Source organism: Streptomyces sp. NPDC015532, from assembly GCF_043078065.1.
GTDB lineage: Bacteria > Actinomycetota > Actinomycetes > Streptomycetales > Streptomycetaceae > Streptomyces.
Genome location: NZ_JBIBSY010000012.1, coordinates 21,275 through 37,318 on the forward strand (window position 1 = coordinate 21,275; position 16,044 = coordinate 37,318).

Below are 16,044 nucleotides of genomic sequence, written 5' to 3' on the forward strand. Positions count from 1 at the left end.
ACTCCAGGGTGGCACGGGCGGGGGCGGTCGGTCAGGCGCGAAGGCGGAGTCCGCGCGGGGTGGCGATGAAGCCCGCTCCTTCCAGAAGAGCGCCGAGCGGCGAGGTGAGGGCCGAGGCGCCGTTGACGCGCTCGACGGTGACCGTGCCGAGCGAGCCCGCGCGGGCGGCGGCGGCGAGGGCCTCCGCCGCGGTGCCCAGGCGGGTGTCCTGCGCGAGGGGGCTGTCCGGGTCGGCCGGCCAGGCCAGCAGTGTCTTGCCGCCGCGTTCCATGTACAGAGCCAGTTCGCCGTCGACCAGGACGACCAGGGAACCTGCCTTGCGGCCCGGCTTGTGGCCCGCTTCGGTCGGGGACTCGGGCCACGGGAGGGCCGCGCCGTAGGCGTTCGCGGGGTCGGCGGCGGCCAGGACGACAGCAGGGGAGGCGGTACGGGAACGGGAGCGGGCGCCGGGGAAACCCGCGCCGCCGGGGTAGCCGGAAGCGTTCGCCGGGTACGGCGAGCCGCCGCGGTCGGACCGGGCGTTGCGGCCATGAGGTGCGTGGGAGTGGGACACATCGGGGTGATCGGAGCCGGCCGTGAGCGCGGAGTCGGCGGAGAAGGTGTGGTCGTCGCCGAAAGCGAAGTCGAGGGCGGATCCGGGGCCGAGCGGGGAATCGGGGTCGAGGGCGAGGTCGCCGGTGAGGTCGTTCAAGAAGTCCGGATCGGCGGCATCGTCCCGGTCCACGGAGGACTGGCCACCGTCCTTGCTGTCGAAGCCCGGGCCCGAGCCCGAGCCCGAGCCCGAGCCCGAGCCCGAGCCCGGGCTCGGGCCTGGGCCTGGGCCTGGGCCTGGGCCGAAGCCTGAGCCCGAGCCGGAAGGCGGGAAAGCGGCGCTGTCGGGGAAGCCGTTGGCGGCCGGGGAGTTGTCCGGGACGCCGGAGTCGAGGAGAACGGTGCCCCGGTCACGCGCGTTCGCCGCGGCCCGCAGCCGGTCCACCGCGCCGTCCATGGCGAACTGGGCCGCGCCGAGCCCTTCGACCACATAGCCCCGCCGTGCCTGGCCGCTGTCCTCGAAGGCCGACAGGATGCGGTACACCGCCGAGAAGCCTCCTTCGACACCTTCCGCCGCGACGGCCCCCCGGGTCACCACCCCGTGCCGGTCGAGCAGCGTGCGGGCCAGGGCGTGGGCGCGGACGGTGGCGTCGGGCTCCCGCTCGGGCAGCAGCGACCAGCGGCCCGCCACGGTGGGGGGACCCGTACGCGACTGGGGGCGCGCCCCTCCCGTCAGGGAGCCGTAGCGCCCGCGGGGGACCGAGCGCTTGGCGCGGTGGGCGGTCGACCCCGCGGTGCGGCCCGAACCCAGCAGGGAGCGCATCGGCGAGAGCGTGTCGTTCGTCAGGCGCCCGGACCAGGCCAGTTCCCAGATCGCGTCGGCGAGCTGCGGATCGGTCGCGTCGGGATGCGTGGTGGCGCGGACCTGGTCGGCGATCTGGCGGAAGAACAGGCCGTAGCCCCCCGAGAGGGTGTCGAGGACCGACTGATGCAGTGCCGTCGGCTCCAGGGGGCGCGCGGCCGGAAGGAGCAGGGGGGCGGTGTCCGCGAGATACAACGACACCCAGCCGTCCTTGCCCGGCAGTGAACCCGCCCCGGCCCAGACCACCTCACCGGCGGCCGTGAGCTCGTCGAGCAGCGCGGGCGTGTAACCGGCGACGCGGGACGGCAGCACGAGCTTCTCCAGCGCGGACGCCGGCACCGACGCGCCCTGCAACTGTTCGACGGCGCGCACCAGTCCGTCGATGCCGCGCAGCCCGTGACCGCTGCCCACGTGCTGCCACTGCGGCAGGAACTGGGCGAGCGCGGCGGGCGGGACCGGTTCGAGTTCATGGCGCAGCGCGGCGAGCGAACGGCGGCGCAGTCTGCGCAGCACCGCCGCGTCGCACCACTCCTGGCCGATGCCCGCCGGATGGAACTCTCCCTGGACGACCCGGCCGTTCGCCGCGAGGCGGTGCAGCGCGCCGTCGGTGACGGCCGTGCCGAGACCGAAGCGGGCGGCGGCCGTCGCCGAGGTGAACGGGCCGTGGGTGCGCGCGTACCGGGCGAGGAGATCGCCGAGCGGATCCTTGACCGGCTCGGTGAAGGCTTCCGGGACACCGACGGGCAACGCCGTGCCGAGCGCGTCGCGCAGCCGTCCGGCGTCCTCGATCGCCGCCCAGTGGTCGGCTCCGCCGATCCGGACCCGGATGGCGCGGCGGGCGGCCGCCAGCTCCTTGGCCCACTGCGGCTCCGCTCCCCGCTCGGCCAACTCGGCCTCCGTGAGCGGCCCGAGCAGCCGCAGCAGGTCGGCGACGCCCTCCACGTCCTTGACGCGGCGGTCCTCGGTGAGCCACTGGAGCTCGCGCTCCAGCTCGGCCAGGACGTCGGCGTCCAGGAGCTCGCGCAGTTCGGCCTGGCCCAGCAGCTCGGCGAGCAGGCGCGAGTCCAGCGACAGCGCGGCGGCCCGCCGCTCGGCGAGCGGCGAGTCGCCCTCGTACAGGAACTGGGCGACGTACCCGAAGAGCAGGGAGCGGGCGAAGGGGGAGGGCTCGGGGGTGGTGACCTCGACGAGTCGCACCTTGCGGGACTCGATGTCGCCCATCAGCTCCGTGAGACCCGGGACGTCGAAGACGTCCTGGAGGCATTCGCGCACCGCTTCCAGGACGATCGGGAACGAACCGAACTCGCTCGCCACCTGGAGCAGTTGGGCGGCGCGCTGCCGCTGCTGCCACAGCGGGGTGCGCTTGCCGGGGCTGCGGCGCGGCAGGAGCAGGGCGCGGGCGGCGCATTCGCGGAAGCGGGCGGCGAAGAGGGCCGAACTGCCGACCTGGTCCGTGACGATCTGGTTGACCTCGCCCTTGTCGAAGGCGACGTCCGCCGCTCCGACCGGCGCCTGCTCCGCGTCGTACTCCGTGCCCGCCTTCACGGGTGCCTGGTCGAGCAGGTCCAGGCCCATCAGATCCGCGTCGGGCAGCCGCAGCACGATGCCGTCGTCCGCGTGCATGACCTGGGCGTCCATGCCGTAGCGCTCGGAGAGTTTGGCGCCCAGGGCCAGGGCCCAGGGAGCGTGGACCTGGGCGCCGAAGGGGGAGTGCACGACCACGCGCCAGTCGCCGAGCTCGTCGCGGAAGCGCTCGACCACGATCGTCCGGTCGTCCGGGACGTGCCCGCACGCCTCGCGCTGCTCGGTGAGGTACGCGATGACGTTGTCGGCGGCCCAGGTGTCCAGGCCGGCGGCGAGCAGGCGCAGGCGGGCGTCGCTCTCGGGGAGCGCGCCGACCTCGCGGAGGAACGCGCCCACCGCGCGGCCCAGTTCGAGCGGGCGTCCGAGCTGGTCGCCCTTCCAGAAGGGCAGTCTGCCGGGGACGCCGGGCGCCGGGGAGACCAGGACGCGGTCCCGGGTGATGTCCTCGATGCGCCAGGAGCTGGTGCCGAGGGTGAAGACGTCGCCCACCCGGGACTCGTAGACCATCTCCTCGTCGAGTTCACCGACCCGGCCGCCGCCCTTCTTGGGGTCGGATCCCGCGAGGAACACGCCGAAGAGTCCGCGGTCGGGGATGGTGCCCCCGGAGGTGACGGCGAGACGCTGGGCGCCGGGGCGGCCGGTCACCGTGCCCGCGACCCGGTCCCACACCACCCGCGGCCTCAGCTCGGCGAAGGCGTCCGACGGATAACGGCCCGCGAGCATGTCGAGGACGGCGGTGAACGCCGACTCGGGGAGCGAGGCGAAAGGAGCCGCCCGGCGGACCGTGGTGAGCAGATCGTCGACCTGCCAAGTGTCGAGGGCCGTCATGGCGACGAGCTGCTGGGCCAGCACGTCCAGAGGATTGGCGGGGACCCGGAGGGATTCGATGGAGCCGGTGCGCATCCGCTCGGTGACCACCGCCGCCTGCACCAGGTCGCCCCGGTACTTCGGGAAGACGACACCGGTGGAGACCGCGCCGACCTGGTGACCCGCGCGGCCCACCCGCTGGAGCCCCGAGGCCACGGACGGCGGCGACTCCACCTGGACGACGAGGTCGACCGCGCCCATGTCGATGCCCAGTTCGAGACTGGAGGTGGCGACCACGGCGGGCAGCCGGCCGGCCTTCAGGTCCTCCTCGACCTGCGCCCGCTGCTCCTTGGAGACCGAACCGTGGTGGGCGCGGGCGATGACCGGCGGGGCTCCCTGCGCCGCGCCCGAGCCGCCCATCAGCTCGGCCGGCGCGTGTGCCTCCTCCAGGGGTTCGCCCGTCGCCCTCTCGTACGCGATCTCGTTGAGCCGGTTGCACAGACGCTCGGCCAGGCGGCGCGAGTTGGCGAACACGATCGTCGAGCGGTGGGACTGGACGAGGTCGGCGATCCGCTCCTCGACGTGCGGCCAGATGGACGGCTTCTCCGCGCCCTCCTTGCCGTCGGCGGCGGGGGATCCGCCCAGCTCGCCCAGGTCCTGCACCGGCACGACCACGGACAGGTCGAACTCCTTGCCGGACGGCGGCTGGACGATCTCCACCTTGCGGCGGGGCGAGAGATAGCGCGCCACCTCGTCCACGGGACGCACCGTCGCCGACAGACCGATACGCCGGGCCGGCTTCGGCAGCAGCTCGTCGAGGCGCTCCAGGGTGAGCGCGAGATGGGCGCCGCGCTTGGTGCCCGCGACCGCGTGCACCTCGTCCAGGATCACCGTCTCGATGCCGGTCAGCGCGTCGCGCGTGGCCGAGGTCAGCATCAGGAACAGCGACTCGGGGGTCGTGATCAGGATGTCCGGCGGACGGGTGGCCAGCGCCCGGCGCTCGGCGGGCGGGGTGTCGCCGGAACGGATGCCCACCTTCACCTCCGGCTCCGGCAGCCCGAGCCGCACGGACTCCTGCCGGATGCCGGTCAGCGGGCTGCGCAGATTGCGCTCCACGTCGACGGCGAGCGCCTTGAGCGGTGACACGTAGAGAACCCGGCAGCGCTTGCGCGGGTCGGCGGGAGGCGGGGTCGAGGCCAGCTGGTCGAGTGCGGCGAGGAACGCGGCCAGCGTCTTGCCCGAACCGGTGGGGGCCACGACCAGCACGTCCGAGCCCGCGCCGATGGCCGCCCATGCCCCGGCCTGGGCCGGGGTGGGCGCGGAGAAGGCCCCCGTGAACCAGCCGCGGGTCGCGGGGGAGAAGCCGTCGAGCGCTCGGTGTGCGGAGCTGACCATGCGTCCATCCTGCACCCGCCCACTGACAACCGCGCTGACCTGCGAGAACGTCACGGCTGAGCGCGGCGGGGGCACGATGTGCCGCCGGATCCGGGCAGAAGCGGGCACAGCGGACAGGCAGCGGCGGTCGGTTCCGGCACGGTGGCGGACAATGAGGACGTGGCAGGTTCGGGGCAGGAGCGGGCACGGCACTGGCAGTACGCGGAGCTGCCCGGTGTCGATCTGCTGCGGGCCCGCTACGTCGAGAAGATCTTCGTGCGCCACACCCACGAGAACTTCGTCATCGCCGCCGTCGCCGAGGGCGTCGAGGTCTTCCACCACGGCGGCGCCGACCAGTACGCGGGACCGGGTTCGCTGGCACTGGTCAACCCCGACACCCCGCACACCGGGCGCGCGGGCGTTCCCGAGGGCTGGAGATACGGGGCCGTGTACCCCTCGCCGGACATGGTGGCCGAGATCGCCGCCGAGACCACCACCCTTCGCGGCACCCCCGGATTCAGCCGCCCCGTACTCGACGACCCGTACGCGGCGGGCCTGGTCCACCAGGTGCTCAGGGCCGCGGATGAGGGCAACGCGCTGGCCGCCGACACCCTGCTGAGGGTCGCCGTGACCCGGCTGCTGCGCCTGAACGGGGGGCAGCTGCCGCAGCGGGCCGTGCGCACCGCGGGTGCGCGGCTCGCGGCGAGCGCGCGTGGCGTGCTGGACGAGCGGATGGCCGAGCCGCCGACCCTGGAGCGGCTCGCGGCGGATCTCGGCACCAGCTCGTTCGCGTTGCTGCGCGCGTTCCGGGACGCCTACGGCATGCCGCCCCACACCTGGCTGACCGACGCGCGGGTACGCCGGGCACGGCACCTCCTGGACGCCGGGTCCACCCCCGCCGAAGCGGCCGTCGCCGTCGGCTTCACGGACCAGCCGCACCTCAACCGCCACTTCAGCCGGATCGTGGGCGTGCCTCCGGGCGCCTACCAGCGGGAGCGCAAGAACGTACAAGACGCCGGGGGGCGACTCCTCGTACCGTCCGGAGGGTGGCACAACAGACAGCTCTCCCAGACATACGCAGTGAAGAAGGCGCAAAACCCGACACGGCCGTCGTCCGCGACGCCCTTGGAGTCGGGGTCGCCGTCGGACTGTCCGGTTTCGCCTTCGGGGTGACCTCGGCCGGCAGCGGACTCAGCCTGCTCCAGACCTGCGCCCTCAGCCTCCTGGTGTTCACCGGGGCGTCGCAGTTCGCGCTCGTCGGCGCGATCGCGGCCGGGGGCAACCCGCTCACCGCGGCCGCCGGCGCGTTCTTCCTCGGGGTCCGAAACGCGTTCTACGGGCTGCGGCTGTCCCAGCTCCTGGCCCTCCCGCGCGCGGTACGCCCGTTCGCCGCGCAGTGGGTGATCGACGAGACCACGGCCGTGGCGCTCGCCCAGCCCACCCGGCGCAGCGTCCGGATCGGCTTCACCGTCACCGGACTGTCCCTCTACCTGCTGTGGAACCTCACCACCTTCCTCGGCGCGGCCGGGGCCGAGGCCATCGGCGACACCGACGCGTGGGGCCTGGACGCGGCCGGGCCCGCGGTGTTCCTCGCGCTGCTCGCGCCGATGCTGAAGACCACCACGGAGCGCGCCGTCGCGGGAATCGCGGTCCTTCTGGGGCTCGGCCTGCTGCCCGTGCTGCCCGCCGGAGTCCCGGTGCTGGTGGCCGCCCTGGCCGCCCCCACCGTGCTCTACGTGACGGGGCGCCGCCGCGCGGACGCAGCCCGCGACGCCTCCGCGGGCGGGTCGGACGAGGAACCGGCCGGCGCGGCGAACGGGTCACCGGCCGGTTCGCCCGACGACGACTCGGACGTGTCAGGAGACGTGCGGTGAACATCTGGATCGCCATCGGCGTCACCGCCGTCGGCTGCTACGCCGTCAAGCTCATCGGTCTGCTGATCCCCGCGGGCGTGCTGGAGCGGCCGCTCGTCCAGCGCCTCGCCGCGCTGCTGCCCGTCGCGCTCCTGGCCGCACTCACGGCCCAGCAGACCTTCGCAGACGGGCGGGTCCTCGTCCTCGACGCGAAGGCCGCCGGGCTCGCCGCGGCGGCTGTCGCGCTGATCCTGCGCGCGCCGTTCCTGGTGGTGGTCGCCGCGGCGGTGGTGGTGACGGCCGGGGTCCGCGCGCTGACGGGCTGAGAACCGGGCGCGGGGGCCCGCACACGGGCACTCCGGAGCACCCCGTGCACCGGAGTGCCCCTGACACCCGGCGCACCCGCAGGCCCAGCCCCGACACCTCGGCGCAGCAGAGTGTCCGGCACCGGGTCCGGTGAGCTCAGCTGACCGTCCGGCCGTGCGCCCTGAGCGTGCGCAAGGCCTCGATGGTCACCATGGGGCGGCATTCCAGGGCGGTGCCCGGTGCCCACTGACGCCAGTGGATCGGCCATCCGCCGTCCTCCCGCTGCTCGTCCGCGAGGTGGTCCAGTGAGCGGGCCATCTCCTCGTCGGTGAACCACGCGCGCGCGAGCGAGTCCGGCGTGCGCGCGTAGTCGTGCGGGAAGTGGTGCTCACCGGGCGCGTACCCGGGGGCGACGGGGTAGGCCTCCAGGCGCCCGGGGTCCAGCGCGGCGAGCCGCTGTTCACGGACGAGCCGGCCCAGCCGGTCGGCGCTCGCCTCCGCGCGCGGGCGGTCGGCCGCGGCGTCCAGGAAGGCGACCGCCGCCTCGACCTCGTAGGGATGGGACTTCTCCAGGGACTCCACCGCCTGCCAGCAGAAGTCCGTGGCCCGGAACAGCCAGGCGTTCCACACCTCGTTGCGGTGCAGCAGGCCCACGACGGGGCCGGTGGCGAGGAGTTCGCTCGGCGGATCGTCGACGATGGGCACGAAGGGGGCCGCCGGATAGTCGCGCTGGCTGGGACGGACGGCGGGCAGCGCGCCGTCCGCCGTCGACACGGAGGTCAGATAGCGGCACACCCGCTCCACCCGCTGCCCGCCGCAGCGCCCGATCGAGTCCAGGACACGCAGCGCGTGAGCGGTGTGCAGCGGCTGGCTGACCGGACCGCGCAGATCGGGTTCGAGCGCGTGACCGTATCCGTCGTCGTCGTTGCGGTAGGCGGTCAGCGCCGTCTCCACCGCGTCGGCATCGCCTCCGAGGAAGTGATAGGCGAAGCGGCGCTGTTCCAGCACGCGCGCGGTGAGCCAGACGAAGTGCTCGGCGCGGGCCAGGGGGGAGTGCGCGGGGGGCTTCTGGGGGAGTCGAGATGCTCCGGTTTCGGCCATGCGTCAGACCGTAGGGCGGAAAGCGGTATCGGCACGCGGTCCCGGCTCGGGCCCACTCTCAGGGGCGGGATACTGGAGTCATGCGGTTGACGGTCTTCTGGCAGCGAATGGCTGATCACTTCGGCGCGGGCTCCGCCGAGACGTTCGCGCGCGATCATGTGATGACGGAACTCGGCGGGCGCACCGTCCATGAGGCGCTGGACGCGGGCTGGGAGGCCAAAGAGGTGTGGCGCGTGGTGTGCGCGAACATGAACGTTCCGCACGAGAACCGCTGAAACGGAACCGGGGACCGGGAAAGACCGGGGGGACGTGGATCCGGTGCCGGTGGCGTGGGCCAGACTTGGCGGGTGGCCCCCACAGACGAGAACACGCAGGTCGACCAGCAGTCATCACCACTCGGCACGACGCCGCCCGGTCCGCCGGGCGCCGACGCCGCCGGGCAGGGCGCGCGCATGCCGCGCTGGCTGCCCCGCGCCATGGTGCTCGCCCTCACGCTCATCGCCGTGTTCCAGCTCGGCAGTTGGGCGTTTCACCAGCTCACCAACCTGCTGATCAACATCCTGATCTCGTTCTTCCTCGCGCTCGCGATAGAACCCGCGGTCAGCTGGATGGCCTCACGGGGCATGCGCAGGGGACTGGCCACCTTCCTTGTCTTCCTGGGCTCGTTGATCTTGATCGCCGGGTTCGTCACCCTGCTCGGCTCGATGCTCGCGGGCCAGATCATCAAGATGATCGAGGGCTTCCCGGACTACCTCGACTCGGTCATCAACTGGATCAACACGCACTTCCACACCGACCTCAGACGGGTCGACATCCAGGAGGGCCTGCTCCACTCCGACTGGCTGCGCAAGTACGTGCAGAACAGCGCCACCGGCGTCCTGGACGTGTCAGGGCAGGTGCTCGGCGGCCTCTTCCAGCTGCTGACGGTCGCCCTGTTCTCGTTCTACTTCGCCGCCGACGGGCCCCGGCTGCGGCGCGCGCTGTGCTCGGTGCTGCCGCCGGCCCGGCAGGCCGAGGTGCTGCGCGCCTGGGAGATCGCCGTCGACAAGACCGGCGGTTACCTGTACTCACGCGGCCTGATGGCGCTGATCTCGGGCGTCGCCCACTACATCCTGCTGGAGTCGCTGGGCGTGCCCTACGCGCTCGTGCTCGGCGTGTGGGTCGGTCTGGTCTCGCAGTTCATCCCGACCATCGGCACCTATCTCGCGGGGGCCCTGCCGATGCTGATCGCCTTCACGATCGACCCCTGGTACGCGCTGTGGGTGCTCGTCTTCGTCGTGGTCTACCAGCAGTTCGAGAACTACGTGCTCCAGCCCAAGCTGACCTCCAGGACGGTGGACATCCACCCCGCGGTCGCCTTCGGGTCCGTGATCGCGGGCACCGCGCTCCTCGGGGCCGTGGGCGCGCTGATCGCCATCCCCGCCATCGCCACCCTGCAGGCGTTCCTGGGCGCGTACGTGAAGCGCTACGACGTCACGGACGACCCGCGCGTGCACGGGCACCGCACGCGTGGCTCGGCGGGTCTCCTCGTGAGCCTGCGGCGGCGGCTCGGCCGGTGACGTTCGCGGGGGCCCGGCCGGTGGTGGCGTTCACCAGGTGAGCACGGCCTGGACACCGGCGGCCACGACGGCCGCCGTGTAGAGGCCGACCGCCCCCCACACGATCCGCTGCCGTGCCCCGTCGCTCCAGCCGGTGCGTGAGAGCAGCCAGGCCAGCGCGGGCAGCACCAGGACGGCGTGCAGGCTCACTCCGTGCAGCGGCTTGAGCGGAGCCGTCGAGCGGTACGCGGCCTCCTGGTGGCCGGTCCTGGTGAGGACGACCCCCCGCGCGATCATCGCGGCGCCCGAGGCCAGCGCGACGAGCAGGATCGCGAACCCCGAGCGCACGGCGAGCGGCATGCCCGCGGGCCCCGTGGGCCGGTCGCGGAACGAGGCGACCGCGAACGCGGTCAGCACCACGACCAGAATCCCGCCGCCCACCGCGAGCGTCATGGACACCGCCGTGTCGAAGCCGGTCTCCATGTCGAGATGCGAGGGGACCCGGCGCCACGCCTGAAGGGTGATCCCGCCGACCTCCACCACGCAGTCCGCGGCGAACACGAGGAGCAGCGCGGTGCGCGGCCTCGCCTCCATCCGCACGTACGACGTGACCCAGGTGATCGTGATCAGGGTCAGACCGAAGGAGAGCCCGAAGGTGACGGGCTTGCGCCAGGAGACGGGACCGTCCCACGGACCGCCGTCGACGGCGAAGACCAGCAGGTGCAGGAGGCCGGAGAGGACGAGCACGGCACCCGTCGTCCGGCAGAGCCGCTCCGCCGGCCGGAGCGAGGGCTTCGGCGGTGTCGGGGCGAGGGTCGTCGTCGGCATGGCCCGCAGTCTGCCGGGCAGGACCGGCGGTGTCGTCGTACGGCCGAAGGTGCCGGGGCTACGCCCAGGGGAGTAGCCCCGGTCCGGGGCGGGCAACAGGGCTCCGGAGACGCCCCGGGGCGGGTGCCGGGGCCCGGAGCCACCGGATCCTCCGTCGTTGCCGGAGCGCGAACGTAGTCTCGTGAGTGTCGCGTGGTGCGCTTGACACGAAAATCGAACATCCATTCTTATGGAGATTCCGGCGAAGCTTTCGACGGGTGATTCGGCACGGTTTCGACAGAGATGTGTCCGAGTTATCCACAGGCTGGACGGGCGTCGGGGCGCATTGTCAGTGGCAGGCGTTAGCGTCTTTGACGTGAAGCGATCGACTCAAGCAAACCGGGTGGAACCCATGGCAGGAACCGACCGCGAGAAGGCGCTCGACGCCGCGCTCGCGCAGATTGAACGGCAGTTCGGCAAGGGCGCAGTGATGCGCCTGGGCGAGCGGCCGAATGAGCCCATCGAGGTCATCCCCACCGGGTCGACCGCGCTCGACGTCGCCCTCGGCGTCGGCGGCCTGCCGCGCGGCCGAGTGGTGGAGGTGTACGGCCCGGAGTCCTCCGGTAAGACGACCCTCACCCTGCACGCGGTGGCGAACGCGCAGAGGGCCGGCGGCCAGGTGGCGTTCATCGACGCCGAGCACGCCCTCGACCCCGAGTACGCCAAGAAGCTCGGCGTCGACATCGACAACCTGATCCTGTCGCAGCCGGACAACGGCGAGCAGGCCCTGGAGATCGTGGACATGCTGGTCCGCTCCGGTGCGCTCGACCTCATCGTCATCGACTCCGTCGCCGCCCTGGTGCCGCGGGCCGAGATCGAGGGCGAGATGGGCGACTCGCACGTGGGTCTGCAGGCCCGTCTGATGAGCCAGGCCCTGCGCAAGATCACCAGCGCGCTCAACCAGTCGAAGACCACCGCGATCTTCATCAACCAGCTCCGCGAGAAGATCGGCGTGATGTTCGGCTCCCCGGAGACCACGACCGGTGGCCGGGCGCTGAAGTTCTACGCCTCGGTGCGACTCGACATCCGCCGCATCGAGACCCTGAAGGACGGCACGGACGCGGTCGGCAACCGCACGCGCGTCAAGGTCGTCAAGAACAAGGTCGCGCCGCCCTTCAAGCAGGCCGAGTTCGACATCCTCTACGGCCAGGGCATCAGCCGCGAGGGCGGCCTGATCGACATGGGCGTGGAGCACGGCTTCGTCCGCAAGGCCGGCGCCTGGTACACGTACGAGGGCGACCAGCTCGGCCAGGGCAAGGAGAACGCGCGCAACTTCCTGAAGGACAACCCCGACCTCGCCAACGAGATCGAGAAGAAGATCCTGGAGAAGCTGGGCGTCGGTGTCAGGCCCGCGGCTCCCACCACCGAGCCGGGCGCGGACGCGGCGGTCTCGGCTGCCCCGGACGACGCCGCGAAGACGGTGCCCGCTCCGGCTGCCAAGACCACCAAGTCCAGGGCCGCGGCGGCCAAGAGCTAGTCCATGACACGACGAACCGACTGGGCCGAGTACACCCGTCCCCTCACCCCCGAGGGGCAGGGGTACGGCGGGGGTGACGGCGGTCCGGCCGGAGACGGTGACAGGCCGTACGGCGGTGCCGGGGGATACGGAGGCCATCCGTACGGCACCGACGGCGGGTTCCACGAAGCCGACGGTTCTTATGGCGTCGGCCCGGACGAACGGGATCCGGACGGCGGCGGTTCGACGGGCGGTGACGCACGGCACGGTGACGGCCTGCCGCGCGGTCACGGTTCGCCGGACGCGGTCTCCCGGCGCGGTGGACGCGCCGACGGTGGACCGCGTGGTGGAAAGGGTCGTCGACGGCGCGGCGGTTTCGGCGAGCCGTCCGGCGACCCGCGGGACGGAGAAACCCCCGCCTCGTCGAGGGCCGAGAAGGGGGAGTCCCGGGGGGACCCGGCTGAGCGGGCGCGAGCGATCTGTCTGCGCCTGCTCACCGGGACCCCGCGAACGCGCAAACAACTGGCGGACGCCTTGCGCAAGCGCGAGATCCCGGACGAGGTGGCGGACGAGGTGCTGTCACGGTTCGAGGAGGTCGGGCTGATCAACGACAGCGCCTTCGCGGACGCCTGGGTCGAGTCCCGGCACCATGGCCGGGGGCTGGCCCGGCGCGCGCTCGTCCAGGAACTGCGGACCAAGGGCGTGGAATCGACGCTGATCGACGAAGCCGTCGGACAGCTCGACTCCGAGCAGGAGGAGGCGACCGCGCGCGAGCTGGTCGCGCGCAAGCTGCGCTCCACACGCGGACTGGACCGCGACAAGCGGCTGAGACGCCTCGCAGGCATGCTCGCCCGCAAGGGCTACTCCCAGGGCATGGCCCTGCGCGTGGTCCGCCAGGCGCTGGAGGAAGAGGGCGAGGACACGGAAGGGCTCGGGGACGAGGGATTCTGATCCCACGGTGCCCGTACGCGAGCAGCGCGGTCAGTTCCCCGCGCCGGCGGACGCCACCGGAAGGCCCGCGCTCTTCCACGCCTGGAAGCCGCCGATCAGATCGGTGGCCCTGTGCAGCCCGAGCCGGCGCAGGGACTCGGCGGCCAGGCTGGAGGCGTACCCCTCGTTGCAGAACAGCACGACCCGCAGGTCATGGCTCGTGGCCTCCGGGGCGCGGTGACTGCCCGTGGGGTCGAGCCGCCACTCCAGTTCGTTGCGCTCGATGACGAGGGCGCCGGGGATCAGGCCGTCCCGTTCCCGCAGAGCGGCGTAGCGGGTGTCGACCAGAAGTGCCTCGCCCCTTCGCACAGCCTCGAACGCCTCCTCGGCCTCCACCCGGTCCAGGCCCGCGCGGACCTGCTCCAGCAAGGTGTCGATGCCGATGGGCCGCGGGTTCTCACTCACTGCCAGTCCTCCGGACGTTCGACATGCTCCAGGCGCAGGATCGGGCCCGTACGGCTGTAGCGGCGGATCTGCGGGAGCGGCGGGTAGTAGGCGTGGACCGAGATCGCGTGGTCCTCGGCGGATTCGTTCAGTACCTCGTGCACGTGATGGCGGCCGAAGCCGCGGCCGGTGCCCGCCGGCAGTTTCCGCTGCCGGTCGATGTCCTCGGCGAGTTCCAGGGTCTTCCAGCCGTCGGCGGGCAGCCGGGCGGCCAGGGAGTTCTCCTTGAGTTCGCCCCGCGCGGTGAGGAAGGCGCCCACCGATTCGGCGTGGTCGTGCCAGCCGGTCCCGGTTCCGGGCGGCCAGCCGATGAGCCAGGCCTCACTGCCGCCGGGACCTTCGAGCCGCACCCAGGTACGGCCCTCGGGGTCGAGGGGGAGCGAGGCGATCAGCTCGGCATCGGCTGCCGTACGGCGTACGAAGGCCAGCAGGTCGGCCTGGGTGGGCGTACTGGCCGCGCCGGAGACGGCGGAGGGCACGGAGGCGGCGGCTGCGGAGGCAGGCGTGGAGACAGAGGGTGGCACAGACACTCGGACCGTCCTGAGAGTTCGCGAGAGATGCGCGCGGCGGCACGGCGGCGGCGCGCGGAAGAAGAGGATGCGAAGTCAGAAGGACGGACGACACACGCAGCCCGCATAGCGGACGAGGTCCATATGGACCCTCCGCCACAGGCGCACACAGGTGTCGGTCACGATCCGGAGTAGACCATGGCGGCGGGGACCGGTCAACTCACCGTCACCATGTGGACCATGGAGGCTCAAGAGGGCCGGGAAACCCCTGGCCCGGCGGTCACCGGGTGCTCATCGCCTGCCCGCGGTCGCCTCCGCGGCGCTCTCGGCGTCCGCCTGCGCCGCCGGTCCCCCGAGGGCCGCCTCGGCCGCCTCGTACAGGTCGGCCGGCCGGACCCCGCTGAGAGCGGTGACCAGGTGTCCGTCCGGGCGGACCAGCAGCACGGTGTGCGCCGCCGCACCCGGGTAGCTCTCCGCGACGAGCAGTTCGGCGGGGTGCGGCAGCGCGGTCACGGCGGCGGCGAGCCGGGGCATGACGCCGGCCGTCACCCAGTGCTTGCGCGCCCACACCCCGGTACCCGGGGCGATCAGCACGACGAGCAGGACACCGCGCCCGAGCCGGTCCCGCAGCGGTACGAACGAACCGTCCTCCGCGGTCACCCGCACATCGGCGACCGGAGCGCCCGGCTCGGTGGCGACAGGGGCGTGCGACTCGGCGGGCGGAGGCATGAGGGGGGAGTGGGCGTAGGCCCCCGGCGCGCCCAGCGGGCCGCGACCCAGGTGGCCGTCCGTGAGCAGGGCGTCGTGGCCGCGGGCGGACCCGGGCACGTAGGCGCGCAGACCGCCGCCGCCGCGCAGCAGGGGCAGCGCCTGGTCGGCGGCGCGCAGCCGGGCGGCGACCACCGCGCGCCGTTCCGTCTGGTAACTGTCGAGGAGCGCCGGATGCGGGCCGTGGTGCCAGGTGAGGGCCAGTTTCCAGGCGAGGTTGTCGGCGTCGCGCAGTCCCTCGTCGAGGCCCTGGGTGCCGAGGGCGCCGAGCAGATGGGCCGCGTCCCCGGCGAGGAAGACCCGGCCGACGCGCCAGCGGCGGGCCAGCCGGTGGTGGACGGCGTGGACTCCGGTGTCGAGCAGTTCGTACGCGGGTGTGGCGCCGCCGCTCCAGCCCCCGAGGGTCTCCCGGATGCGGGCCACCAGCAGGTCGGGCGTGACGAGGTCCTGCCCCGGTGGCAGCAGCCAGTCGAGTCGCCAGACGTCCACGGCCAGCGGACGGGCGCTCACCTCGCCGCCCGAGGGGCCGGAGCTGCGCCACGGTGTCATCCGGTGCAGCAACGCCTCCCCGGGCCAGGGGAGTTCCGTGCGCAGGGCCGCCACGGCGTGGCGTTCGACGGCGGTGCGTCCGGGGAAGCGGATGTCCTGGAGCTTGCGCACCGTGGAGCGTGGTCCGTCGCAGCCGACCAGGTAACTGCCGCGCCACCAGGTGCCGTTGGGTCCCCGGGTGTGCGCCGTGATGCCGGAGGAGTCCTGTTCGACGGAGTCGAGGCGGTTGTGCGTGGCGACCTTGATGAGCCGCTCGTGGATGATGGCCTCGCGCAGGGCCCCGGTCAGGGCGTGCTGGGCGATGTGCAGCGGAGCGCTGAACTCCTCACCGTCCGTGGCGCTTTCCGCGCCCCGGGACGGGCCGCTCCCGCGAGCGGCGGCGAACCCCCCCGGGTCGGGGCCCCCCCCGGCCCGGCCGCCCCGGGGGTGGGGGTAGCCCCCCGGGGGCCCCCGGGGCCTACCCGCGCCCCATGTTACCCCCCAAAACAGGCAGCCCCCCCACCAC

14 protein-coding genes are annotated in these 16,044 nt (G+C 72.9%); 7 read left to right on the forward strand and 7 right to left on the reverse strand.

Going from position 1 to position 16,044, the window contains the following annotated elements; all coding sequences use genetic code 11:
* Nucleotides 1-31: 31 nt before the first annotated feature.
* On the reverse strand, nt 32-5,179 hold the full coding sequence (locus ACF07B_RS29735; RefSeq protein ID WP_392181230.1) for an ATP-dependent helicase: 5,148 nt from the start codon (nt 5,177-5,179) through the stop codon (nt 32-34).
* 159 nt (nt 5,180-5,338) lie between these two features.
* On the opposite strand from ACF07B_RS29735, the gene ACF07B_RS29740 reads away from it, so the two are divergent.
* The 3 genes from ACF07B_RS29740 to ACF07B_RS29750 are packed head-to-tail and all read left to right on the forward strand — an operon-like array spanning nt 5,339 to nt 7,337.
* Nucleotides 5,339-6,331 carry an AraC family transcriptional regulator gene (locus tag ACF07B_RS29740; protein WP_392181231.1) on the forward strand — a complete coding sequence of 331 codons (993 nt, stop codon included), beginning with the start codon at nt 5,339-5,341 and terminating at the stop codon, nt 6,329-6,331.
* A complete protein-coding gene (locus ACF07B_RS29745) occupies nt 6,232-7,032 on the forward strand; it encodes an AzlC family ABC transporter permease (protein ID WP_392181374.1) in 801 nt (266 codons plus the stop codon). The genes ACF07B_RS29740 and ACF07B_RS29745 overlap by 100 nt, the downstream gene beginning before the upstream one ends.
* The gene (locus ACF07B_RS29750; protein WP_326785127.1) at nt 7,029-7,337 is read left to right on the forward strand and encodes an AzlD domain-containing protein; all 309 of its coding nucleotides are present in this window, start codon (nt 7,029-7,031) and stop codon (nt 7,335-7,337) included. The genes ACF07B_RS29745 and ACF07B_RS29750 overlap by 4 nt, the downstream gene beginning before the upstream one ends.
* 136 nt (nt 7,338-7,473) lie before the next feature.
* Here ACF07B_RS29750 and ACF07B_RS29755 read toward each other — a convergent pair whose 3' ends face one another.
* Entirely contained in the window at nt 7,474-8,418 is a 945-nt protein-coding gene (locus ACF07B_RS29755) for a hypothetical protein (RefSeq protein WP_392181232.1), read from the reverse strand.
* Between the two features lie 80 nt (nt 8,419-8,498).
* On the opposite strand from ACF07B_RS29755, the gene ACF07B_RS29760 reads away from it, so the two are divergent.
* Nucleotides 8,499-8,693, forward strand: a complete 195-nt coding sequence (locus tag ACF07B_RS29760) for a DUF3046 domain-containing protein (protein WP_362394607.1) — start codon at nt 8,499-8,501, stop codon at nt 8,691-8,693.
* A gap of 72 nt (nt 8,694-8,765) precedes the next feature.
* Complete coding sequence (locus ACF07B_RS29765) at nt 8,766-9,977, forward strand: AI-2E family transporter (protein ID WP_392181233.1); 1,212 nt, start codon at nt 8,766-8,768, stop codon at nt 9,975-9,977.
* Nucleotides 9,978-10,007: 30 nt separating this feature from the next.
* Here ACF07B_RS29765 and ACF07B_RS29770 read toward each other — a convergent pair whose 3' ends face one another.
* A complete protein-coding gene (locus tag ACF07B_RS29770; RefSeq protein ID WP_392181234.1) occupies nt 10,008-10,784 on the reverse strand; it encodes a hypothetical protein in 777 nt (258 codons plus the stop codon).
* 391 nt (nt 10,785-11,175) lie between these two features.
* On the opposite strand from ACF07B_RS29770, the gene recA reads away from it, so the two are divergent.
* Nucleotides 11,176-12,300: a recombinase RecA gene (gene recA / locus ACF07B_RS29775; protein WP_369479473.1), complete on the forward strand. Its 1,125-nt coding sequence runs from the start codon at nt 11,176-11,178 to the stop codon at nt 12,298-12,300.
* Nucleotides 12,301-12,303: 3 nt separating this feature from the next.
* Nucleotides 12,304-13,230 (forward strand): recombination regulator RecX, encoded by a 927-nt coding sequence (gene recX, locus ACF07B_RS29780; RefSeq protein WP_392181235.1) that lies wholly within the window; start codon nt 12,304-12,306, stop codon nt 13,228-13,230.
* 30 nt (nt 13,231-13,260) lie between these two features.
* Here recX and ACF07B_RS29785 read toward each other — a convergent pair whose 3' ends face one another.
* From ACF07B_RS29785 to ACF07B_RS29800, 4 genes are all read right to left on the reverse strand, one after another.
* Nucleotides 13,261-13,674, reverse strand: a complete 414-nt coding sequence (locus ACF07B_RS29785; protein ID WP_392181236.1) for a rhodanese-like domain-containing protein — start codon at nt 13,672-13,674, stop codon at nt 13,261-13,263.
* Nucleotides 13,671-14,192, reverse strand: a complete 522-nt coding sequence (locus ACF07B_RS29790; RefSeq protein WP_392181375.1) for a cysteine dioxygenase — start codon at nt 14,190-14,192, stop codon at nt 13,671-13,673. Before ACF07B_RS29790 ends, ACF07B_RS29785 begins: the two co-directional genes overlap by 4 nt.
* A 126-nt stretch (nt 14,193-14,318) precedes the next feature.
* Entirely contained in the window at nt 14,319-14,405 is an 87-nt protein-coding gene (locus tag ACF07B_RS29795; RefSeq protein WP_318722129.1) for a putative leader peptide, read from the reverse strand.
* A 108-nt stretch (nt 14,406-14,513) separates the two neighbouring features.
* The coding region (locus ACF07B_RS29800) for an FAD-dependent monooxygenase (protein WP_392181237.1) at nt 14,514-16,044 on the reverse strand (1,531 nt) is incomplete at its 5' end.